Source organism: Planktothrix mougeotii LEGE 06226 (assembly GCF_015207485.1).
Taxonomy (GTDB): Bacteria; Cyanobacteriota; Cyanobacteriia; order Cyanobacteriales; family Microcoleaceae; genus Planktothrix.
In genome coordinates this window covers 1-21,600 of record NZ_JADEWU010000026.1, presented here as the reverse complement: position 1 = coordinate 21,600, position 21,600 = coordinate 1, and the positions used below count along the sequence as shown (strand labels likewise).

The window sequence follows — 21,600 nt, the reverse complement described above, 5'->3', positions numbered from 1 at the left end:
TTGCAACGGTAGAGACGCTTTATAAGACATCTCTACTGTTGTTGCGTTTGAACTAATCCTTCTTTCAGGGCATCAATCACTTGCTGTTGTTGGTTTGGGGACAATTCCGGGAACAACGGTAAAGATAAGACTTCCTGACAAACGGCTTCAACACTAGGCAGTTGATGGGGTTGATATCCTAAATTCTGATAAACGGGTTGCTGATGGAGGGGGATAGGATAGTAAACCATAGAACCAATTCCCTTTTCCTGGAGATAATTTCGCAGGTAATCTCGGAATTTGAGATCAGAATTTAATCGCTCAGAAGTTGATAGAACCCGGATGGTGTATTGGTTCCACACACTCTGGCCCCCAGCAATTTCCTGGGGTGTGATAATTTCAGCAAGAGGATAGAGAAATTGGTGATATCGTTGGGCCATTGTTTGCCGTTGTTGGTTCCAAGTGTCGAGATAGGGCAGTTTGATGCGTAAAATAGCAGCTTGCAACGCATCCAAACGGCTATTAATCCCGATGGTTTCTGAACGATAGCGGCTGGCTTGACCGTGTTCTTTAATAATTCTCATGGACTGAGCCAAAGTTGGATCTTGGGTCGTGACAGCCCCCCCATCTCCGCAAGCTCCTAAATTTTTAGTCGGGAAGAAACTAAAACAGCCAATATGTCCGATACTGCCGACCTTTTGCCCTTGCCAAGTGGCTCCCGTTGCTTGAGCACAGTCTTCAATGACTGCTAAATGATAGGATTGGGCGATCGCCATTAACCGAGTCATATTGACAGGTTGACCAAATAAATGCACCGGAATAATGGCCTTAGTTTTTTCAGTAATGGCCTTGGGGATTTGTTCGAGATCGAGATTAAAGGTTTGGGGATCAATATCAACAAACACAGGAGTTGCCCCCACCGCACTAATCATTTCTGCTGTGGCGATAAAGGTAAACGGCGTGGTAATGACTTCATCCCCTGGCCCAATATTGAAAGCGCGTAAAGCCAAAAATAAAGCATCGGTTCCTGAGTTGCAAGCAATGGTTTCTCGGACTCCAATATATTGCCCAAACTCCTGCTCAAAGGCTTCGACGATTGCACCTCCAATATAACGACCCGAAGCCAAGACCGCTTGCACCGCTTGGCTGACTTCATCCTGAATTAATTTGTACTGTTGGCTGAGATCAAGGGGAGGGACTGTATTCACGTTTCACACCACCAAGTAAAATTTAAAGTTAGTTTGCTTTCTAAGGAACGTTTTTTGATTTCCTTAGATTTTACCGATTTGGTGCTTTCATGAGGACTCATTGCGATCGCAATTGCTGTTTCTGCTGGGCAATGTTGAGAATAACAGGAGCCACTGTTGATAGCAAGTCTCCAAACTCGGCTTCCGTTAGGAGTTCTGGGTTAGGGGTTGGCAAAAATCTGTAATTGGGGATTTCTGTAGCCCTATTGTCTTTGCCCTTAGAGCTTGAAGATGAAAGGATTTTGATTTTAACTTCTTAATTATTTTCTATAATTTTTGGGGATTAAACTGGTAAAATTGTTAAAGGTTGAATCTGCATCCCAAGAGCGTGCAAAGGTGATCAATTCTTCCTGTCGGAGAGTACCTCATTTTTGGTTCACTTTTGGGAAATAGAGGGGCTTTCTATTGATTTTTTTTGTATAAGACTGGATTTCAAGTGACTATTTTACCAAAAAAATACCATTTGTTATCCTCTTTCCCCGAAGAATACAGCCTGAACAATTTGCTATTTGACTCAGCCTGTGAGGTCGGGAACAGTCGTCAAAATTTTTTAGTTCCCCTTAGCCTATTTTCTCCGGTTTCCGGTGATGGTCAAGAGTGAAACCTGAGTCCCTTCATCAACAGGCCGAAACACCAGACATAGAATCTCTGGAAAAATTATCGTTTATTACATCCCTTAACTTATGTCTGAATTTCAGGATTTTCTAAGACGAAAAGTTGCCTACGTTGCTATCGGTGAATTCAAACCGGGTAAATTTAAAGAAGCTCAAACATTATTTGAAAAAGCCGTAGCAACTTATAAACAAGGCTTTCAAGGGGCTTACTTACTTCAAGAGCCGGGAACCGATAAGGGAATTGCCATTATTTTTTGGGAAGATATTGGCGATATGGATGTCTCTGATAATCAAACAGAAGCCTATCAAGCTATTATGAATGAAATGGCGACTTTATTTATCAAAGCACCCACGACATCGTTTTATGAAGTGAGCAGTGCTATTCGTTTAGAGCAACTTGCAGAAGCGTTACTACGATAAAATTTTGATCGGTTTCGACTTTTTAAACCGATTAAAATCTGTGGTAACACACACCAAACCCGCGCCTGCGGGTTTTTAAAATTAAAGATGGGATTTATTGATTGTATAATACCTTATTAATAGCCTGCATTGCCCTTACACACCCTAAGATTGAGGTGAATGATGGAATCTATAATTAAACTTTCGGCTTTGAATACCAGTTCAATCGAAGTTCGCTTAATTGAAGGTCGAGATGAAGCTTATATTCGGGTGAATGAACATTATTTTTCCTTGGTAACGGGGACAAAAACTAATATTTCTTCTGCGTTACAAGAAGGAGTTAATTTATTAAACTTGATGATTAAGACCTATCCGCTTATAGAACGAATTCAGAGAGGGTTATTTAATCAAGATTGGTGTGGACGTTTTGAACTTTATATTGATGGAAAATTACGCGGAACTTACAATCAAAATGGCGGTGTGATTCTTGGTTCTGGTGAATATACCGTTGCTGAAATTGAACTCAATATTAATCCTGATCCCATCACAAATAATCCTGATCAAACTCAAAAAGAACTTTTAGGAATTATTAATCGTTTAAAAAATATTCCAGGGATGACCCCAGCTAACCCTCAAGATGTTCAATTTTCTACTTCTTATATTATCCTAAAAAATAAAATAAAGGTTAATGTTTGGAAAAACTTGGCAGGGGTTGATCATGTCTTTGTCCTAGATCCTTCAGGAAATTGTTGTTTTGCGGGTTATGTGGGATGGATTCATGCTCAAAAATTCTATCAAATTTTACAGCAAATTCAGAATGATTGCTCTAATATTTAATTAGCGATCGCCTGTAATTTAATCTAATCCGAGAACCAATCTCAACCCCAAGTTGCAATTTTTAAACAAAATATTACAATAATTAATAAGACCTAAAAACCCGTTACATCTATCTCATCTTTGTCCATGACTGACCCACTCACTAAATTAACCTACCAAGCATTTCAGCAGGGAAAAAGCTATTTTAGTGTTGCTCATAGCACCCTAACCCAGCAATTGCTGAACTGGATTAATCCCATTTCTCCTGAGCGTAAAACCGAACCCCTGAGTCCTGAAATTTTGTTAAAAATTCAACAGTTATTGAATGAAATCCTGGAAACAGACTGGAAAGATGCCGAAAAAGGGGTGTATCCCGTTTCTATTTTATTTGATAATCCCTGGGAGGATTTCTTTCATTACTATCCGAGCATTTTATTAGAGCTACCTGAACGCAGAAAACGGGCAAATCAAAAACAACATCAAGATTTTTCTGCTAATATTGATACAGACGGATATCCGAGTTATTATGTGCAGAATTTCCATCATCAAACCGATGGATATTTGAGTGAGATGTCCGCAAATTTATACGATTTGCAGGTTGAAATTTTATTTTATGGGGGTGCAGATCCCATGCGTCGTCGGGTTCTTGCCCCTTTAAAAACAGGGTTAAAGGCATTTAATGATATTCCTGAAAAACAAATTCGGGTGTTAGATGTTGCCTGTGGAACAGGTCGAACCCTAAAAAATATTCGGGCGATGTTACCCAAAGCGTCCTTATTTGGTGTGGATTTATCTCCGGCTTATTTACGAAAAGCCAATCAACTTTTATCGGAAATTCCCCAAGAATTGCCCCAACTGATTCAAGCCAATGCTGAAGAGTTACCCTTTCCCGATCATTTCTTTCATGGCGTTACCTCCGTTTTTTTATTCCATGAATTACCCGCTAATGTTCGCCAAAAGGTAATTAATGAATGCTTTCGAGTAATCAAACCTGCCGGGATTTTTATTATTTGTGATTCCATGCAAATTTCGGATTACCCCGATTTGACACCCCTCATGGAAAACTTTCCTAAAACCTTGCATGAACCCTATTATAATCATTATATTAGGGATGATTTAGTAGAACGATTAGAAAAGGCAGGATTCCAAAATATTACCACTCAAAACCATTTTGCCAGTAAATATTGGATTGCCCATAAACCGGTTTAAAGCTTGGGTTATACAACCCTTGTGACTTCCCCTAACCCTCTCCTTAGCAAGGGGAGGGCTAATTACGATACAATTCAACTAAACGCGAGTAACAGTATTATGACAAGTACAGAACAAGCCCCATTAACCACTGAAACGAACGACGAACTGATTGAAGATGCCATGGCCACCGTCAAACCGTCAGAGGAAATTGAAGCGGTTCTCGCTGGGTTAGCTGAAGACCAAAAGGTGATGGTGGCAACCTCCGAAGCAGGTAAGGTTTGGCAGTTTGAATATGGTAGCGTCGAAGTGTTTGTCCAACTCACCGGAGAAACCGATGAAGACACCCTCACCGTTTGGGCTTCTGTACTGAAATTCCCGGTGAAAAATGAAAACTCGTTAATGCGAAGATTATTAGAAATGAACTGGTTATCAACTTTAGAATCCCATTTTGCTATTGTTAATGATCAAGTTGTGGTTTTATCCAGTCGAACATTAGCGGATATTTCGGCGAGTGAAATCTCTCGGATTATTACGATTGTAGCGACTATTGCTGATAATAACGATGATCAATTACAAGCAGAATTCGGACTCTAAAGTTTGGCGTTTAATTCCCGTTTTCAAGGCATCGGGACATCTGCAAATGGCAATTGACCATTGGTTGTTTCACCAACATCAAAAAGGTCAACATCCCTCGACTTTGCGGTTTTATCTTTGGGAAACGGCAACGATTTCTTTAGGCTATCATCAAAAAAATTGGCCGCAACATTGGCAACAATTAACCTGGGAAAATCAACCGTTACCCTTAGTCAGACGTCCAACGGGAGGTAGGGCTGTTTTACATCAAGGGGATTTAACCTATGGGGTGATTACCTCTGGATTAACCGACAATCACAAGGCTGCCTATCAAATATTATGCCAATTTTTAATTGAAGGATGGCGATCACTCGGTGTTGAACTACACTATGGTTGCGGGGGACGAGGATATATTCACAACCCGAACTGTTTTGCTACCCCTACCAGCGCCGATTTAGTCTTATCTGATGGCACCAAATTAATTGGGAGCGCCCAACTGAGGGGGAATGGAACCATTTTACAACATGGGTCAATCCGGTTAACCCCTGATGCAGAATTATTTCGTCAGGTGTTTGGTTTGGAAATGCCTACACCCACTTTAACCTCAGTCGCTTCACCAGATAGCTTAATTCCAACGGTTATCGAAGCTTTGGCGATGGCGGCTAGTCGTTGTTTTGGGGTGGAATGGGTAATAGAGCCCCTTTCGGATACGGAATTAGAGACAATTGTACAGCAGTATTCAACCGCTTGGAAAGTTAGCCCCCAGGTAGTTTAAAATTATGAATAACAAACGCATCTGAGTTAAAGATAAAAAAAGATGGATACAAAAGCATTTAGACGTTCATTGCAACAGTCAGAAAGCTATCATCGTAAGGGCTTTGGTCATGAAGAAGAAGTGGCGACTGTCATGCAATCTGCTTATCAAAGTTCTTTAATTCAAGAAATTCGAGACAATAACTATATTATTAAACGGGGTAATGTTACCATTAAAATGGCTCAATCTTTTGGGTTTTGTTGGGGTGTAGAACGGGCTGTGGCAATGGCCTATGAAACTCGCCAACATTTCCCCACCGAAAATATTTGGATTACCAATGAAATTATTCATAATCCTTCTGTAAATCAACATTTACAGGATATGAAAGTTGAGTTTATTCCGGTAGAAAATGGGAATAAGGATTTTTCAGTTGTCAATTCTGGAGATGTGGTGATATTACCTGCTTTTGGGGCGAGTGTTCAAGAAATGCAAATCTTGAATGAAAAAGGCTGTAAAATTGTCGATACAACTTGTCCTTGGGTTTCTAAAGTTTGGAATACCGTTGAGAAACATAAAAAGAGAGATTACACCTCAATTATTCATGGAAAATATAGCCATGAAGAAACCGTCGCTACCAGTTCTTTTGCAGATAAATATTTAATTGTTTTGAATTATAAAGAAGCAGAATATGTCTCGAATTATATTCTGAATGGGGGCAACCGTGAGGAGTTTTTAGCAAAATTTAGTCGTGCTTGTTCCGAAGGTTTTGATCCCGACCAAGATTTAGTCCAAATTGGTATTGCTAACCAAACAACAATGTTAAAAAGTGAAACCGAACAAATCGGAAAACTTTTAGAACATACGATGATGAAAAAATATGGCCCCGATAACTTAAATCAACATTTCCAAAGTTTTAATACCATTTGTGATGCAACCCAAGAACGCCAAGATGCCATGATTGGTATATTAGATGACCCCTTGGATTTAATGGTGGTTATCGGTGGATTTAATTCTTCTAATACGACCCATTTACAAGAAATGTCTGTCGAAAAAGGAATTCCTTCCTATCATATTGATTGTTCAGAACGCATTTTAAATGATAATCGTATTGAACATAAACCGTTAGGAAAGCCTTTAGAAATTCAAGAGAATTGGTTTCCTGATGGTGAAATTTTAGTCGGAATTACTTCCGGTGCGTCTACTCCTGATAAAGTCGTTGAAGAAGTCATTGAAAAGATTTTTGCCCAACAACTTTCTAGTGTTCAGGGTTAAACCTTAACAATAGTAATTCTTAAATGTTTGCTACGCATTCGTATCCCGTAGAGACGCGCCATGGCGCGTCTCTACTAGACCATAGTTTCGATTACATTAATAATAATTTTTTCATTAACCATTCTTTTCCTTTATAAGGTGCATAACGTAAAGGTAAATCGAATAAAAAGGTTTGTTTTAACACACTGCGATAATGGGAAAATCGATCAAACGTAGCTTTTCCGTGAGAACTTCCCATCCCACTCTGTCCTACTCCTCCAAAGGGCAACGTTTTACTACTAAACTGTAATAACGTGTCATTTAAACACAGAGTTCCTGATGAAGTTTCTTGTAAGATGCGGTTTTGTTTGTCTTTATTTTGAGAAAATAAATATAATGCTAAGGGTTTGGGACGGCTGTTAATTTGAGCGATCGCATCTCCTAAATCATCATACTCCAAAATCGGTAAAATCGGCCCAAAAATTTCCTCTTGCATCACTGGATCATTCCAAGAGACTTGATCAATAATCGTGGGAGAAATATATCGAGTTTCCGGGTTACTTTCACCGCCTGTAATGATTTTACCTGCTTTTAATAATTCCTGTAATCGGTTAAAATGAAACGGGTTAATGATTCGAGCATAATCAGGGCTAGTAGCAGGATTTTCTCCAAAAAAAGTTTGGATTGACTGTTGCATTGCTGTGATTAATTCTGATTTAATCCGAGAATCAACCAGCAGATAATCTGGGGCGATACAAGTTTGACCAGCATTCACAAATTTTCCCCAAACAATCCGTTTTGCTGTATATTCTAATTGAATATCTTCATCCACAATACAAGGGCTTTTTCCACCTAACTCTAAGGTTACAGGAGTTAAATATTTAGCGGCTGATTCCATCACAATTTTTCCTACTTTTGCCCCTCCAGTAAAGAAAATATGATCAAACTTTTCAGCTAATAACTCTTGACTGGTTTCCACCCCGCCTTCAACGACAGTAATATATTCAGAATCAAAATTTTTATTAATAATCTCACTAATAATTTTAGACGTATTTTGACTAATTTCTGAGGGTTTTAAAATCGCACAATTGCCAGCCGCGATCGCTCCAACCAAAGGAGAAATAAGCAGTTGAAAAGGATAATTCCAAGGAGCTATAATTAATACAACTCCTAACGGTTGAGGATAAATCCAGGTTGAAGCAGGAAATTGACTTAAAGAGGGGGTAACTTTTTGCGGTTTAACCCAAGATTTGAGATGTTTAATGGCATAATTAATTTCAGCAACGGGAGCGAGTTCAAAATAAGCTTCCAGATCAGGACGGCCTAAATCCGCTTTGACTGCCTTAATAATAGCCGTTTCATGGTCTGCGATCGCTTGTTTTAACCGATAAAGTTGTTCGAGACGAAACTCGATATCCTGGGTTTGTCCCGTCGCAAAAAAGTCCCGTTGTTGCTCGATTAAACGTTGAATAGCAGTTTTTTCAGTCATTTTTACCTCTCCAAATTTTCCTGATCCCCTTTTATGGTACAACTTGATCTAGTAGATTTATTGCAACTGAGGTCAAGCTGAGAATGGCAAACCTAAAAGAAATTTTATATCTTGAAGTTCCCACTCCCGATACTCAACAGGTTTGTACTTGGTTGCAACAAAATTTTAAAGCAGAAATGGGAGAAAAAATTATGACTCCCGATGGGTTTCGGTTGCGATTTTCTCAGCTTGATCAAAATACACCGAAATTGAGTGAACTTTCAACCTTTGTGTGGTCAGTTCAACGAACAACTTATTTAAAAGTCTTTCGAGTGGGTGAACCTCCCAAAGCGCAGGAACAGAAGTTTTTAAAGCGTTTAGAAACTGAACTTAGAATCACATTTCCTTATCAATATCCTGAACCTCCAGAGATTAATTTATCCCAACAATCCATTTTTGAAGCCTTAGAAAAAGATTATCCTTTAACAGTTAAATACTTCCAAAAAATGCCCAATGGAGAATTTGATCTGCAACGGGTTTATTGGTGGGAAAAACGTTGGCGAGAAGGCGTGAGAAATCCCCAAACGCCAAAACAAGTTATTTTTAAAACCGATACTTCACAACCGTCGGAATCTCCCAATTATGACTTAATTTATATCGGGGGTGCTTTAGGAGTCATTCATGCCGCAGTCATGGCAAGATTAGGCTATAAAGTATTATTAATTGAACGGTTGCCTTTTGGTCGCATGAACCGAGAATGGAATATTTCTCGGAGCGAATTAAAAAGTTTAATTGATTTAGGATTATTTACCCCAACTGAAATTGAAAGTTTTATTGCTAGAGAATATAAAGACGGATTTCATAAATTTTTTGATGCCTATAATCCTGAATTTGCTAAAGCTAAAATTCTTCATACCCCAACGGTCTTAAATGTGGCTTTAAATGCAGATATATTACTGAAATTATCTGGGGAGAAACTTAAACAAGCAGGAGGAGAAATATGGGATGAAACAGAATTTTTAAAAGCCGATATTCATCCGAATTTAGTTAATATTCAATCTCTCCATCTTCCCACCCAAACAGAACGAATTGCCACCGGACGGTTATTAGTCGATGCGATGGGAACGGCTTCTCCCATTGCTTGGCAATTAAACGGAGGACGGGCGTTTGATAGTGTTTGTCCGACCGTTGGGGCGGTAATTGATGGCGGGTTTGAACCGGGGGTTTGGGATGCTACATTAGGAGATGTTTTAAATACTCATGGGGATATTTCACGGGGAAGACAGTTAATTTGGGAACTGTTTCCTGGGGCGGGAAATGAATTAACCTTTTATCTATTTCACTATCATCAAGTCAACCCTAAAAACCCTGGTTCCCTATTAGAAATGTATGAAGACTTTTTTACTATTTTACCCGAATATCGTCGATGTGATCTGGATAAATTAGTTTGGAAAAAACCCACTTTTGGTTATATTCCAGGGCATTTTAGTAATGGAAGTCGCGATCGCAAAGTTAGTTTTGATCGATTAATTTTAATCGGAGATGCTGCTTCTTTACAATCTCCATTAGTCTTTACCGGGTTTGGATCTTTAGTCCGAAATTTATCTCGATTAACCGATTTATTAAATACGGCTTTAAAACATAATTTATTAACCGCAGATTGGTTAGATAAAATTCGAGCTTATCAAACTAATGTTTCTGTAACGTGGTTATTTTCTAAAGGAATGATGGTTCCCACAGGCAAATATTTACCCCCAGAAAAAATTAACTCAATTTTAAATACTTTTTTTGGAATTTTAGCAACCGAACCCCAAGATATTGCAGAAACCTTTATTAAAGATCGGACAACTTGGTGGATATTTACCCGGTTAGCCTTAAAAGCTGCCCGCATGAATCCTTTATTATTAGTGTGGATTTTAGACTTTGTAAACTTTGGGGAAGTAGTGCGCTGGACAAAGAATTTTATGCAATTTATGGTGTTGTCTGTGGTGAGTTTTCTTTTCGGTTGGCTTCCCCGTTTCATTCGTCAAATTCAACCTTGGTTAGAACCCCGATATCCTAAACTTTGGATGTGGTTATTAACAACCAGTTATGCTTTAACTGACGGGATGGGGAAACCCCAAGCTCCCCATTTCACAACATTAAAACTCAGGGTTTCTTAAATTTCGGGGTGAAACTCGACGGAATCAATAGTAGATTTCTCTGGTTCAAAATGGAAGTTTAAACGTCCAAAACCGAGATCAAAAGAGATTATACTTTGGGGGATATTCAGGCTAACGTTATACCCTAAATCCCGCATTTCTGAAATCACATCACTGGTTTTCCAGCCTAAATAAACTTCTAATTCTTCAGGTTGAGGTTGACTGCTAAAGATACAATTTCGATATTTTTTCTTAAGCAATGAGTAATAGTTTGTCCCTGGAGACGTGTAACCCGTAGAGGTGGGTAAAGGATGCGATCTTAGATGGCGTTTAAGATCCTGTTCCCAAGGGTTTTGTGCCGTTGATGAGGGGGTTAAAGGGATGGGAATCAGCATGAGTTATCCTCCAATCTAAAATTCTTGTAGAAGTACCTTTGTTCCTAGCTTGTTCTATAACTTCCTCGTTTGTCGATAGGGATAAGTTCAGGATTTCAGGTTTCTACTCGTCTGTTTGGGGATAGAGATTCCCTAAAAAAAGGATGGAAAAGTTCAGTTCAGATCTTCCGTACTGATAGAAGTTTTCAATTGAGTACGGAAGATCGGGAAATTAGCGATCGCACTTTAATATTAATTAGCGCGAGTTTAACCTTTTGTTAATCCATGACTTAAAGTAGCGATCGCTTGCTGATTTTTTTAGAGGCGATCGCTTTTTTTGAGCTTAACTTCTGGTTGCTAACTGATGCTCTGGAAGGGGAGTTTTTTCGGCAACCAGTTGTCGGAATTGCTCACCATCTAAGGTTTCTACTTCTAACAATAATTCCACCAATTGATCAATTAATATTCGGTGTTCCCGAACAATTTCTCGTGCTTGTTCATAACATTGAAATGCCAGTGATCGAATCAAGTGATCAATTTGGGTAGCGACTTCTTCAGAATATTCTGATTGAGAGGGAAATCCTCGCCCTAAAAACACCTCTCCCGATGGACTTTCTAACGCCACTAACCCTAAATCAGACATTCCATAATGGGTGATCATTTCCCGTGCTAAATTCGTCACCGTTTGAATATCGCTCGTTGCGCCATTGGTAACTTCCGCATCCCCAAAAACTTCCATTTCAGCGGCTCGTCCTCCCAAACAAATGGTAATCCGATCAATTAACCAGGCTTTTGTATATAGCCCACTATCGACCATTTCTTCATTAAACATTTGTTGAGCAAAACCCCCAATCCCTCCCGAACGCGGGATAATAGTAACTTTATTTAAGGGATCGGAATTCTTCAACAATGTCATTAATAAAGCGTGTCCGATTTCATGATAGGCAATCAAACGCTTTTTCTTACTATCTAATAACGGCGTTAATGCTAACCCAATGGTAATCCGATCAATGGCATCATCAATTTCTAAAGCAGTAATTGCTTCTTTGCGTCGTCGGGCGGTTAAAATTGCCGCTTCATTGAGTAAATTTGCTAAATCTGCACCGGATAATCCAGGGGTACGACGAGCGATCGCATCTAAAGAAACCTCCTCGGATAACTTCTTATTGCGAGCGTGAACTTTAAGAATTCCTAAACGACCATTAAAACTGGGTAAATCGACCATCACCTGTCGATCAAACCGACCCGGACGCAATAAGGCTGCATCTAAAACATCAGGACGGTTGGTAGCAGCAATGACAATAATTCCTGTATTACCTTCAAACCCATCCATTTCTGTTAATAATTGGTTTAGGGTTTGTTCGCGTTCATCATTTCCCCCCCCAATTCCAGCGCCCCGTTGACGTCCGACGGCATCAATTTCATCAATAAAAATTAAACAAGGGGCATTTTCCTTGGCTTTTCTAAATAAATCCCTCACCCGTGAAGCACCAACCCCCACGAACATCTCCACAAATTCTGACCCAGAGATGCTGAAAAAGGGTACTCCGGCTTCTCCCGCAATGGCTTTAGCTAATAAGGTTTTTCCGGTTCCCGGTGGCCCAATTAATAAGACCCCTCTGGGAATTTTAGCGCCAATGGCTGTAAAGCGTTCCGGTTGCTTCAGGAAGGTGACGACTTCTTGCAATTCTTCCTTGGCTTCCTCAATTCCGGCGACATCCTCAAATAATATCCCCGTTTTGGCTTCCATTTGGAATCTCGCCCTGGATTTGCCAAAGTTCATCGCTTGGCCCGATGCTTGGGTAGACCGTCGCAGAATCATTAATAGAAATGCCAATACGCCAAAAATAATCAGCATATTGATAATTAACCCCATCGCCGCACTATTATCGGCCGTAGGGCTAACTTCATACTCAACATTATTCGCCCGAATTTCCTGCATTAATTCCGGGTTTTGTTCAAACAGAGAAACCCAATACACCGACGATGGCTTTTTATCTTTGTCTCCCTTCAAGGTGACTTTCGCCATTTGCCGCGAGGGATCTTCTTCAATTTTTTGGACTTCCCCAGCCTCAATTTTCTGCAACAGTTGACTATAGGTTAGGGTTTTTGGGGTGTTATTGGCAAATGCTGGAGTCCCCAAGAGTAGACCCTGAGCCATCATCCAACTACCTAAAATTCGCCCTAGTCGTTTGGCGATGATGGTTTTTTGGGGGACGATCTGTTTGGCATCTGGCCATCCCATCCAGGCTTTGATCCAAGACCTCTTCATAAAATAACTCTACCTTTTCCTGTTGCTATGTTCCCAACTTTTAACAGAAGTGGGGGTAAATCTAGTTTAACGCTCAGACGTTGGGATGAGCGGTTGACGACTGAAGAAACTGAGTTTCTGTACCCGTTTTGATTTAGCTATGCTATCGTTTAATTAAACGAAGTCGTTATGAGTACATTATAAAATCAGGAGATCCCCATTATGGTTAAAATCGTAGGACTCGCAGGTAGTTTGCGTCCGGGTTCCCATAGCTATCAAGCTCTGATGGAAGTGGCGAAACGAGTCGAAATGTTGGGTGTAGAGGTAGAAATATTGGATTTGCGATCGCTGAATCTCCCCTTTTGCAACGGTGAAGATCACTATCCCGACTATCCTGATGTGGAAAAACTGCAAGAAACCGTTAAACAGGCAGACGGTTTAATTTTAGCAACACCTGAATATCATGGTAGTGTCAGTGGTGTGTTAAAAAATGCCTTAGATTTGATGAGTTTTGAACAGTTAGAAGATAAAGTTGTCGGTTTAATTAGTGTATTAGGGGGTCAATCCAATAGCAATGCACTCAATGATTTACGAGTGATTATGCGGTGGGTTCATGCGTGGGTAATTCCTGAACAAGTTGCGATTGGACAAGCCTGGAAAGCCTTTAATTCTGACGGGAAAGTCATCGATGAAAAGCTCTCCCAACGGTTTGATGAATTCGCTCAAAGTTTAGTCAAAAGTACCCAAAAAATTCGCAAAGTTGCTTAATAAGCTCAGTGAATTTTCCTACCCTCTCCCTTTTATTGGCAAGAAAAGGGGGATTTTTTTCCTAATTAATAGTTAAAAAAAGGCACTATCACGGAAGTTTAAATTAAAGCTAACACAGAAACAGGTGATCCAGAACCACCTGTAAGTTTTATAATTCCTAGGATTAAAGTAATCCCTGTGGGGGGAAGTTGATCCAGGTTCGTCAAATTTTCTAACACGAAACCGTTGTGTTTTAAAATTAGTTTATTCGTTTTAAAACTATCATCAAAACCCGGGTCAACGCCATGAGTATCAATCCCAACTCCCCCAATCTTTCGCTGTTGAGTTAAAAATTGAATCGCTTCATCTCCAAACCCTGGAAAGTGGGGTTTACCCTGTTCATCAAGATTTAAAAAATCAACCGGATCATGCCATTTTTCTTGCCATCCAGTATAGAGTAAAACCAGACTATTTTCGGGAATCAGATGATGCTGACTCTCCCATCTTTCAATATCGTTTACAGTTAAAATTGAATCAGGATTTAGCATAGATTTTTCCCGAATATCAATCACTACTGCGGGAAGAATACAAGACTCAGGAGAATAGTGATCCACTCCCATTCCGCCTTGATAAAAACTTTGAGGGGAATTGAGATGAGTCCCGCTATGTTCTCCCATCGAAAACTGTCTTAAATAATAACCTGATGTTGAAAAATCTGCCACCGTTTTAAACTCAACAGCAGGATCACCAGGCCATAATGGAATATTCGGATGAATCTTATGGCTTAAATCAATAATTCTACTATAGTTAATCGTTTTCATGATTCTAATGACTGATTTTTAGGATTGAATTTTAATCCATTGGTTAATGGTTTTATAAATATTAACTAATCCTTGAATTTGCGATCGCGGTGAACGTCCGTACAAAAAATCATGGAGACTAATTTGATAATTGTGTTGAATCGCTAAATCTAACCATAAATTATGATAAGCTTGTCCTTGCTCATAATCAGGAATCGTGCTAGAATGATGGTAAAAGTAATCTAAACAAGTATTAAAAAATTGTTTTCGTCCTTGATATTTTAAATAATTCAGCCGAGGTTTAAACGTTGTTAAATTATCTAAAGCTGTATGTAATGTATCGGCTAAAAATTCAGCATCAAATTCTGATAATAACCCTGAACCTTGAGGAAAAATTTGAGCTTGACCTCTAGCATATTGATTAAAGGCTTGAAAACAAATCACCGGAGTATTACAACTCATCGCTTCCGCAAGACTGCTATTTTTTCCATCTAAAAGAGAACCTATAAGGCAAATTTTAGAGCGAGAATAATAAAGCGGTCTTTCTTGATAATAGTCAACCTGAGAAATAATCTGGATATAATCTAACGGATTCACTAAAATATTTTTAACTTTTTGCCATTCTAATTGTGCTTCGCTACTGAGTTTATGAATAGAGTTGGGATCAAAATCATCTTCTACAATAAATATTGTTTTTAAAAGTTTATTATATTTTTTTTTGTAAATCTTTAACGCCTCAGCAATGATAGGGAGATTATTGACAGGAGATAATCGAGATACGCATAAAACATCAATATCTTTAACGGTAAAAGGCTGAGGAGCAATTAAATATTCATGAATAAAATCAGAATGAGAAGCTGGAATTAAAATTTTATTTGCTCGTTGTGGGTCGATTTTTCTAAACCATGTTTCACGGGATGGATTATCATATAAGGTAAAATAAGCATCCGCCGTATTTGACCAAGGATAGGAACACCAACGAGAATCAGCAATTGAAAAGAATGTATCAGAAAGTTGAGGTAAAACTTTATTTAATAAATCAACAGATTCACTAAAATATAATCCTTTAATAAATTTATCTTCATACATTAAAGGCGGCAAAATGATCGAGAAATTTACGTTTTCATAGCGTTCTGATTCCGGCTCAAAAATCTCATTTGTCCAGCTATCTAAATCTACATAAATTTCTTCTAAGGGTTTATAAATTTGATCGGTATTAAAATATGACTTTTGCCGTTGGTAGTTTCCAATTCCCATAATAATTGATTGATGAATTTATTTATAATTTTGACAAACTTTACAAAAAAAATAAAAATTAGCATAAAAAAGCGATTATTTTTTATTTTTTAAGTCAATTAAAAAATGAATCCCCTTATTATTCTATTCAATACGAACTTGAGCAGTTATTAACTGATTTTTTTTCTAAAATTAAATCCATTGCTTTTTTGATAATTTCTTCCTGTTGAACAAATTGACTTAATTCTTCTGATTCATATTTCCCTTCAAAAGCTTCAATTGCAGCTTTTTCTAAGGCTAAATCATAGGCATCTTCTAGGGTAGCTAATAATTCAGCTTCACTCATATAGGTTCCTTTCGCTTTTCCGCGAGAATTAGTGCGTTGAATTTGCTTAACCGAATTATGAATAGAAAGATTCCAAGACCGAGTTGTGCGATTTTCGGCAGATTGTTTAATCAGGTGTAGAAGCAAAATAATACCATAACTAAATATTTTATTCAGTTTATCAGATTTGCTCATTTCTTCTAATTCTTCTACAACTAACAGAGCTTCTGTTATATTACCTTGGTGCAAAAGTTCTTTGAGAGTCAATAGTTCTTCCATTGGCTTTTTCCAGTGGTACTCGTCATTAATTATATCGTGTAATGTAACCTATATAAAGCAATTTTCAATCGATTTTAATATAAATTTTATTGTAGGGGTTTGGTTTTCAAACCCTCTAGCTATCTAGGTGAGAAAAGAAGCCACCCCTACAGGATTTTTTCGCCCATCCTAAACATCAAACCATCATAAGCTGCATTGGTTTAACCAATTCAAAATAATGGTATTAACTTGTTCAGGACGTTCATCATGGGGACAGTGACCAGTATTCGGAATCGAAATAAACTCAACAGATGGATTAATATCGGCTAAATCTTGATAAATTTTTGCCCCTGTAATCGGTGTCCAAGGGTCAGCTTCTCCCCAAATAATTAATAAAGGATGTTGAATTTTGGGTAATAATTCCGAAGGCTGGGGGCCAGGAGGAGCCGTTAAAATTGAGGCAAAAACTTGTTGAGCACCAATATCATTAGAAGGAGCATATAATAACTCAACTAATTCATCGGTAATGGCGGCTTTATTGCCATAAACTTGTTTTAATGTATTGCGAATTCGATGTTTTTGGCGAATTTGATTAAACACAAACGGCCCTATTATCGGATGACTGACCAATTTTGTAAAGAATCCCATCACCATCCGCAACGGTAAATTTAATTCTTCGGGGCGATGATTTAACCCTCCTGCACAATTTAATAAAACAGCACCAGAGGAAATTTCAGGATGATGAGCAACAATCATTAAACTCAATAATGCGCCAATGGAATTCCCAATAAAAATGGCAGGTTGCTGAATTTTTTCTGCCCAAAAATCCGTTAGTAATTCTTGCCATAAATCTAAACTATAATCGAGGTTGGGTTTAGCAGAAGCACCAAATCCTAATAAATCTAAGGTAAAAACTTGATACCCTCCCTCGGCTAAAATAGGAATATTCTGACGCCAATGTCCAATAGATGCGCCAAACCCATGAATCAGGACTAAAGGTTGTCCACTTCCTGCGACGGTGTAGTGAATTTGATGTCCTTTCCAGACCCAGGTGAGGGAGTCAAACAAGGTTGTTGTTTGGGCGGGAGTCGTTGTCGTCATTTTATGAAGATTTGTAAACGCTATGTTTCTATAATATAGGACTTACGCAAAAACCCGGTTTCTGAACCCACAATTAAGTTTATAGCTCTTAGCCTTCAGGAGAAACCGGGTTTTTTATCCCCTGTGCGTAAGTTCTGTAATAGTTGAATTTGATAGAAAACCTTAGCTGAACCTCGTTATAAATCCTATGATTGAACCTTGGAAACAAGACACGATTATTCTGCATACTCAACGCCTGTTGAGGAGTTATCAATATTGGACAGGAGAAACCTTGTTAGACGTTCAAGGAACACTTGAAGCCATTGCAGAGGCATTATTTTACGCGCCTTTTGTGTTAGTGTCTCATGGCATTGAACCTGATCCCATTTTTAATTATGGTAATCAAAAAGCCTTAGAACTTTGGGAATTAACCTGGGAAGAATTAACCCAAATGCCCTCTCGAAAAACGGCTGAACCGATGGAACAGGAAGCCCGAAATCATTTATTAGCTGAAACCAAAGCTAAGGGATTTTTAAGAGATTATCAAGGGGTGAGAATTTCAAGTAGTGGCAGACGTTTTTTTATTCAAGATGTTTTAGTCTGGAATGTTTTAGACGAACAAAATCAACGCTGCGGACAAGCTGCTGTTTTTTCTAAATATACATTTTTATAAAAAAACCCGGTTTCTTCAAGAAACCGGGTTTTTAAGACGGTTTTATTTACTATTAATTCGACGTAATGTCAACACATCGCTAATATTTTTAACCTGGGTACAAGTCCGTTCAAATTGTTCGCGATCGCAAATTTCAATTCCTAATTCAATCAACGCAGGTGCATCAGGAAAAGTCTTCACTTGGGCGCTACAAACGTTAATATTATTATCTTTCAAACGGGATAAAATATCGTTTAAAACGCCCACTCGATCTAACACTTCAATGGAAATATTCACCGCATAGGTTTGAGGACGACCGCCACTTTGATAGTTCGGATTCCAACCCACAGGAACTAACCGTTCTCCTTCTACCGTTGCGGTATTAGAACATCCTTGCTGATGAATAGAAATCCCCTTTGTTCGAGTCACAACCCCGATAATCGGCTCCCCTGGAATAGGATTACAACACCCAGCAATATGATAGAGTAAACCTTCAACCCCCATAATCGGAGAATTACTCGGAGAAGAAGAGGGAAGGGGACAAGGAGGAGAAAAATTAGGAACTTGTAAAGAAGTCGTGGTAAGTTCTTGAGAAGTTGTTTGAACTTGGCTTTGGGATTTCACCACATCTCGTAAACGATTCACCACTAAATTTAAAGTGATTTCTCCATAACCCAAGGCAGCTAATAAATCATCAACACTATGATAATTACATCGCTTAGAAACAGAAAGCATCGGTTCAGATTTGAGCAAGGATTCAAAGCCATTTTTGCCCATTTCTTTTTCTAATAATTCCCGTCCCCGTGCAATATTTTCATCTCGATGCGATCGCTTATACCACTGACGAATCCGGTTTTTAGCCGCACTGGTTTTAACAAAATTCAACCAATCTAAACTAGGGCGAATATTTTTCTGGGTTAATATTTCCACAATATCCCCATTTTTTAAAGGCGTATCTAAGGGAACGATTCGATCATTAACTTTTGCTCCTTTACAATGATTTCCCACTTCACTATGGATACGATAGGCAAAATCAACGGGGGTCGCCCCATGAGTTAATGCCATCACATCTCCTTCGGGAGTAAACACATAAACGTCATCAAATTCTAAATTACTTTTAACACTTTCAAGATATTCTTTGGCATCTTTTAAATCACTATGCCATTCTAATAATTGCCGTAACCAGGTGAATTTGTCATCCATTCCTGTCACTTGACCCCCATTAGAATTCCCTTTTTCTTTGTACTTCCAATGGGCTGCAATTCCATATTCGGCAATATGGTGCATTTCTACTGTCCGAATTTGTACCTCAACAGGTCTTCCCGTATTACCAATCACCCCAGTATGTAGGGACTGATACCGATTAGGTTTGGGTAATCCAATATAATCTTTAAAGCGTCCAGGAATAGGGCGAAAAGCGTCATGGACAATGGCTAAGGTACGATAACATTCCTCGTTGGTTTCAACGATCACTCGTAACGCCGCAATATCATAAATTTCATGAAATTGTTTCTGTCTTTGGTGCATTTTCTTATAAATGCCATATAAATGTTTGGGGCGTCCGGTGACTTCATAACATTTAATTCCTCCATTCTCTAGTCTATCGCGCAAAACCTGGGCAAGTTCGGCTAATTTTTCTTCTCGAATCACACGGCGATCAGAGACTAATTCTTTAATATTTTGGTAAGCTTCTGGCTCTAAATATTTAAAGGATAAATCTTCTAATTCCCATTTAAACCGACCAATCCCTAAACGATTTGCTAAGGGAGCAAAAATTTCACGAGTTTCTAACGCAATACTGCGCTGTTTATGTTCAGGAAGAAAATCTAGCGTTCGCATATTATGAAGTCGGTCAGCGAGTTTCACCACAATCACACGAATATCTTTCGCCATGGCTAAAAACATTCGTCGGAAGTTTTCAGCCTGCCGTTCTGTGGTGTTAGAAAAGTTAAATTTAGACAGCTTAGTGACACCCTCGACCAGATGGCGAACTTCTGCCCCAAAATGCTGTTCTAATTCTTCTGGAGTCACCTCCGTATCTTCAATAATGTCATGGAGAAAACCCGCCGCCACCATGGCAGAATCTCCTCCTAAATACCGCAGCAACCCTGCTACGGCAATGGGATGATTAATATAGGGTTCTCCTGATTTGCGATACTGTCCTTGGTGCAGTTGATAGGCAAATTGAAAAGCCCGCACAATCAAATCATTCTTGGCAGAAGACGGGGTATCAGATTTGACCAGAGAACTAGAAACCTCCATGCACTGTTGCAGCCAGTCAGGAATGCTACATTCATAGTCAAGGTCAGTTTTAGCAAGGATTTGAGTATTCATGATAGTTACACCTATAGGGTAATAATACTGATAAGACAATCCGGCGCGGGATAAATTTGTGTATTTTTTTATACCACAAGAAAACAGAAAACCAAAACTTGTGAAACAAGTAAGTTTCACGGAGTTGATTGACGACTATCCGCCCCTTCACTCTAAAAAGTGAACAGCGCTTGATAGAACAATAGCACTCTCTTAAGGTCAGCTTAACCTGCCCCCAAGTGCAGGTTTGAAGATTAGGATCAACCGCTCATCTCCCTCAAAATCAGGATTTGGTCTTGGGGGTACTGCGATCGGATTTTGCTAAACCTCTAGTGAATGAAGCCTGAATCCTTGTCTATTATTTAATAATATAGACAAAATTCTTAACAATATGTTATCAAAATCTACCTCTCAAGTGATCGATCAGTTCCAAAATACCTTGAAACAGCTTCACACGACCTTGATTTCAGCCCCTCTCGATTCTACCGATTTAAAACAGACCTTTCAACAGGCAAAAGTCACCTTTCAAACCCAAATTATGGGGATCAACGAGAGTGATTTTGATCCCCCTGTTGAGTCTCAAATCCAATCCTATTTAACGGAAACTCATAAACAGATGCGACTCTTAGAAATGGATCTAAAATTTCTACAAGCATCCCATCAATCTGCCACCTTCCGCACCCGCCTCACCCAAATTCAAAATCGCCTCGATCTCCTGTTGAGTTATGGTGAAGCCATTTTGAAAGATGTTTGATACTTAAACCTAAACAGTGAAATCTTTTTCCCTGTTCCCGGCTCTAACCAATGCGACGAGGAAGTTCAAAAAGTAAAAAAAATTAACCACCTCCGTCATGATAACAAACTTGGAGATGGTAAGAATAATAGTATAGGAATACTTTTTTATTTTAAATTCCCATTCAGAAAGAAACTAAATGTAGGTACTTTCTGATTCAAAATCAGGAACACTGAAGATTGCAGAGAAAACTGGAGTCAGAGATAAGGTAAAGCCCTCGGTCTGTTAGTGTGTCTCGGCTGCATCCATCGCTGGACTTCGACCTAACACCTATAAACGGGTGTTCTGCCCGTGACCTTACTTGGTTAAGCCAATGAGAGTAATCATCTTGAGGTGGG

General features: G+C 38.9%; 20 protein-coding genes and 1 rRNA gene. 11 read left to right on the top strand and 10 right to left on the bottom strand.

The window, feature by feature from the left end:
- Positions 1 to 32: 32 nt before the first annotated feature.
- Entirely contained in the window at positions 33 to 1,187 is a 1,155-nt protein-coding gene (locus IQ236_RS12930) for a DegT/DnrJ/EryC1/StrS family aminotransferase (protein WP_193869639.1), read from the bottom strand.
- 475 nt (positions 1,188 to 1,662) lie between these two features.
- Here IQ236_RS12930 and IQ236_RS12925 point away from each other — a divergent pair, with 475 nt between their 5' ends.
- The 7 genes from IQ236_RS12925 to IQ236_RS12895 all read left to right on the top strand — a co-directional run bounded on the left by IQ236_RS12925 (position 1,663) and on the right by IQ236_RS12895 (position 6,845).
- Positions 1,663 to 1,827 carry a hypothetical protein gene (locus IQ236_RS12925; protein ID WP_193869638.1) on the top strand — a complete coding sequence of 55 codons (165 nt, stop codon included), beginning with the start codon at positions 1,663 to 1,665 and terminating at the stop codon, positions 1,825 to 1,827.
- A gap of 82 nt (positions 1,828 to 1,909) precedes the next feature.
- Positions 1,910 to 2,260 carry an antibiotic biosynthesis monooxygenase gene (locus tag IQ236_RS12920; RefSeq protein ID WP_193869637.1) on the top strand — a complete coding sequence of 117 codons (351 nt, stop codon included), beginning with the start codon at positions 1,910 to 1,912 and terminating at the stop codon, positions 2,258 to 2,260.
- 162 nt (positions 2,261 to 2,422) lie between these two features.
- Positions 2,423 to 3,076: a hypothetical protein gene (locus IQ236_RS12915; protein ID WP_228041599.1), complete on the top strand. Its 654-nt coding sequence runs from the start codon at positions 2,423 to 2,425 to the stop codon at positions 3,074 to 3,076.
- Positions 3,077 to 3,202: 126 nt separating this feature from the next.
- Positions 3,203 to 4,264 (top strand): class I SAM-dependent methyltransferase, encoded by a 1,062-nt coding sequence (locus IQ236_RS12910; RefSeq protein ID WP_193869635.1) that lies wholly within the window; start codon positions 3,203 to 3,205, stop codon positions 4,262 to 4,264.
- A 99-nt stretch (positions 4,265 to 4,363) separates the two neighbouring features.
- Entirely contained in the window at positions 4,364 to 4,840 is a 477-nt protein-coding gene (locus tag IQ236_RS12905) for a YbjN domain-containing protein (protein WP_193869634.1), read from the top strand.
- On the top strand, positions 4,809 to 5,594 hold the full coding sequence (locus tag IQ236_RS12900; RefSeq protein WP_193869633.1) for a lipoate--protein ligase family protein: 786 nt from the start codon (positions 4,809 to 4,811) through the stop codon (positions 5,592 to 5,594). The genes IQ236_RS12905 and IQ236_RS12900 overlap by 32 nt, the downstream gene beginning before the upstream one ends.
- Positions 5,595 to 5,636: 42 nt before the next feature.
- Positions 5,637 to 6,845 carry a 4-hydroxy-3-methylbut-2-enyl diphosphate reductase gene (locus IQ236_RS12895; RefSeq protein ID WP_193869632.1) on the top strand — a complete coding sequence of 403 codons (1,209 nt, stop codon included), beginning with the start codon at positions 5,637 to 5,639 and terminating at the stop codon, positions 6,843 to 6,845.
- Between the two features lie 91 nt (positions 6,846 to 6,936).
- Here IQ236_RS12895 and IQ236_RS12890 read toward each other — a convergent pair whose 3' ends face one another.
- Complete coding sequence (locus tag IQ236_RS12890) at positions 6,937 to 8,355, bottom strand: aldehyde dehydrogenase (protein ID WP_228041598.1); 1,419 nt, start codon at positions 8,353 to 8,355, stop codon at positions 6,937 to 6,939.
- Positions 8,356 to 8,396: 41 nt separating this feature from the next.
- Between IQ236_RS12890 and IQ236_RS12885 the strand changes: the two genes are divergently transcribed.
- Positions 8,397 to 10,454 (top strand): NAD(P)/FAD-dependent oxidoreductase, encoded by a 2,058-nt coding sequence (locus IQ236_RS12885; RefSeq protein WP_193869630.1) that lies wholly within the window; start codon positions 8,397 to 8,399, stop codon positions 10,452 to 10,454.
- On the opposite strand, the gene IQ236_RS12880 is transcribed toward IQ236_RS12885, so the two are convergent.
- Entirely contained in the window at positions 10,451 to 10,828 is a 378-nt protein-coding gene (locus IQ236_RS12880) for a hypothetical protein (protein ID WP_193869629.1), read from the bottom strand. The genes IQ236_RS12885 and IQ236_RS12880 overlap by 4 nt on opposite strands.
- A gap of 322 nt (positions 10,829 to 11,150) precedes the next feature.
- Complete coding sequence (gene ftsH, locus IQ236_RS12875) at positions 11,151 to 13,052, bottom strand: ATP-dependent zinc metalloprotease FtsH (RefSeq protein WP_407676152.1); 1,902 nt, start codon at positions 13,050 to 13,052, stop codon at positions 11,151 to 11,153.
- A 228-nt stretch (positions 13,053 to 13,280) separates the two neighbouring features.
- Between ftsH and IQ236_RS12870 the strand changes: the two genes are divergently transcribed.
- The gene (locus IQ236_RS12870; protein ID WP_193869627.1) at positions 13,281 to 13,826 is read left to right on the top strand and encodes an NADPH-dependent FMN reductase; all 546 of its coding nucleotides are present in this window, start codon (positions 13,281 to 13,283) and stop codon (positions 13,824 to 13,826) included.
- A 98-nt stretch (positions 13,827 to 13,924) separates the two neighbouring features.
- On the opposite strand, the gene IQ236_RS12865 is transcribed toward IQ236_RS12870, so the two are convergent.
- The 4 genes from IQ236_RS12865 to IQ236_RS12850 all read right to left on the bottom strand — a co-directional run bounded on the left by IQ236_RS12865 (position 13,925) and on the right by IQ236_RS12850 (position 17,525).
- Positions 13,925 to 14,626 (bottom strand): cyclase family protein, encoded by a 702-nt coding sequence (locus IQ236_RS12865; protein WP_190524710.1) that lies wholly within the window; start codon positions 14,624 to 14,626, stop codon positions 13,925 to 13,927.
- A gap of 18 nt (positions 14,627 to 14,644) precedes the next feature.
- Positions 14,645 to 15,862 carry a glycosyltransferase gene (locus tag IQ236_RS12860; protein ID WP_193869626.1) on the bottom strand — a complete coding sequence of 406 codons (1,218 nt, stop codon included), beginning with the start codon at positions 15,860 to 15,862 and terminating at the stop codon, positions 14,645 to 14,647.
- 127 nt (positions 15,863 to 15,989) lie between these two features.
- Positions 15,990 to 16,445 carry a DUF29 family protein gene (locus tag IQ236_RS12855; protein ID WP_193869625.1) on the bottom strand — a complete coding sequence of 152 codons (456 nt, stop codon included), beginning with the start codon at positions 16,443 to 16,445 and terminating at the stop codon, positions 15,990 to 15,992.
- A gap of 183 nt (positions 16,446 to 16,628) precedes the next feature.
- Complete coding sequence (locus IQ236_RS12850; protein ID WP_193869624.1) at positions 16,629 to 17,525, bottom strand: alpha/beta fold hydrolase; 897 nt, start codon at positions 17,523 to 17,525, stop codon at positions 16,629 to 16,631.
- Between the two features lie 187 nt (positions 17,526 to 17,712).
- On the opposite strand from IQ236_RS12850, the gene IQ236_RS12845 reads away from it, so the two are divergent.
- Positions 17,713 to 18,177 carry an MEKHLA domain-containing protein gene (locus IQ236_RS12845; protein WP_193869623.1) on the top strand — a complete coding sequence of 155 codons (465 nt, stop codon included), beginning with the start codon at positions 17,713 to 17,715 and terminating at the stop codon, positions 18,175 to 18,177.
- 42 nt (positions 18,178 to 18,219) lie between these two features.
- Here the strand turns inward: IQ236_RS12845 and IQ236_RS12840 are convergent, their stop codons facing one another.
- Entirely contained in the window at positions 18,220 to 20,490 is a 2,271-nt protein-coding gene (locus tag IQ236_RS12840; protein WP_193869622.1) for a RelA/SpoT family protein, read from the bottom strand.
- A 370-nt stretch (positions 20,491 to 20,860) separates the two neighbouring features.
- Between IQ236_RS12840 and patD the strand changes: the two genes are divergently transcribed.
- Positions 20,861 to 21,223, top strand: coding sequence for a heterocyst frequency control protein PatD (gene patD / locus IQ236_RS12835; protein ID WP_193869621.1), 363 nt, complete (start codon positions 20,861 to 20,863; stop codon positions 21,221 to 21,223).
- Positions 21,224 to 21,466: 243 nt separating this feature from the next.
- On the opposite strand, the gene IQ236_RS12830 is transcribed toward patD, so the two are convergent.
- Positions 21,467 to 21,600 (bottom strand): 23S ribosomal RNA (locus IQ236_RS12830); the annotation flags it as partial.

What these genes read in the sequence shown, in the direction of transcription:
- IQ236_RS12920 (WP_193869637.1), top strand. Translation starts at nt 1,910, where the DNA reads ATGTCTGAATTTCAGGATTTTCTAAGACGAAAAGTTGCCTACGTTGCT.
- IQ236_RS12865 (WP_190524710.1), bottom strand. Translation starts at nt 14,626, where the DNA reads ATGAAAACGATTAACTATAGTAGAATTATTGATTTAAGCCATAAGATT.
- IQ236_RS12870 (WP_193869627.1), top strand. Translation starts at nt 13,281, where the DNA reads ATGGTTAAAATCGTAGGACTCGCAGGTAGTTTGCGTCCGGGTTCCCAT.
- IQ236_RS12850 (WP_193869624.1), bottom strand. Translation starts at nt 17,525, where the DNA reads ATGACGACAACGACTCCCGCCCAAACAACAACCTTGTTTGACTCCCTC.
- IQ236_RS12885 (WP_193869630.1), top strand. Translation starts at nt 8,397, where the DNA reads ATGGCAAACCTAAAAGAAATTTTATATCTTGAAGTTCCCACTCCCGAT.
- IQ236_RS12845 (WP_193869623.1), top strand. Translation starts at nt 17,713, where the DNA reads ATGATTGAACCTTGGAAACAAGACACGATTATTCTGCATACTCAACGC.
- IQ236_RS12860 (WP_193869626.1), bottom strand. Translation starts at nt 15,862, where the DNA reads ATGGGAATTGGAAACTACCAACGGCAAAAGTCATATTTTAATACCGAT.
- IQ236_RS12900 (WP_193869633.1), top strand. Translation starts at nt 4,809, where the DNA reads ATGATCAATTACAAGCAGAATTCGGACTCTAAAGTTTGGCGTTTAATT.
- IQ236_RS12855 (WP_193869625.1), bottom strand. Translation starts at nt 16,445, where the DNA reads ATGGAAGAACTATTGACTCTCAAAGAACTTTTGCACCAAGGTAATATA.
- IQ236_RS12905 (WP_193869634.1), top strand. Translation starts at nt 4,364, where the DNA reads ATGACAAGTACAGAACAAGCCCCATTAACCACTGAAACGAACGACGAA.
- patD (WP_193869621.1), top strand. Translation starts at nt 20,861, where the DNA reads ATGTTATCAAAATCTACCTCTCAAGTGATCGATCAGTTCCAAAATACC.
- ftsH (WP_407676152.1), bottom strand. Translation starts at nt 13,052, where the DNA reads ATGGGATGGCCAGATGCCAAACAGATCGTCCCCCAAAAAACCATCATC.
- IQ236_RS12840 (WP_193869622.1), bottom strand. Translation starts at nt 20,490, where the DNA reads ATGAATACTCAAATCCTTGCTAAAACTGACCTTGACTATGAATGTAGC.
- IQ236_RS12880 (WP_193869629.1), bottom strand. Translation starts at nt 10,828, where the DNA reads ATGCTGATTCCCATCCCTTTAACCCCCTCATCAACGGCACAAAACCCT.
- IQ236_RS12915 (WP_228041599.1), top strand. Translation starts at nt 2,423, where the DNA reads ATGGAATCTATAATTAAACTTTCGGCTTTGAATACCAGTTCAATCGAA.
- IQ236_RS12895 (WP_193869632.1), top strand. Translation starts at nt 5,637, where the DNA reads ATGGATACAAAAGCATTTAGACGTTCATTGCAACAGTCAGAAAGCTAT.
- IQ236_RS12910 (WP_193869635.1), top strand. Translation starts at nt 3,203, where the DNA reads ATGACTGACCCACTCACTAAATTAACCTACCAAGCATTTCAGCAGGGA.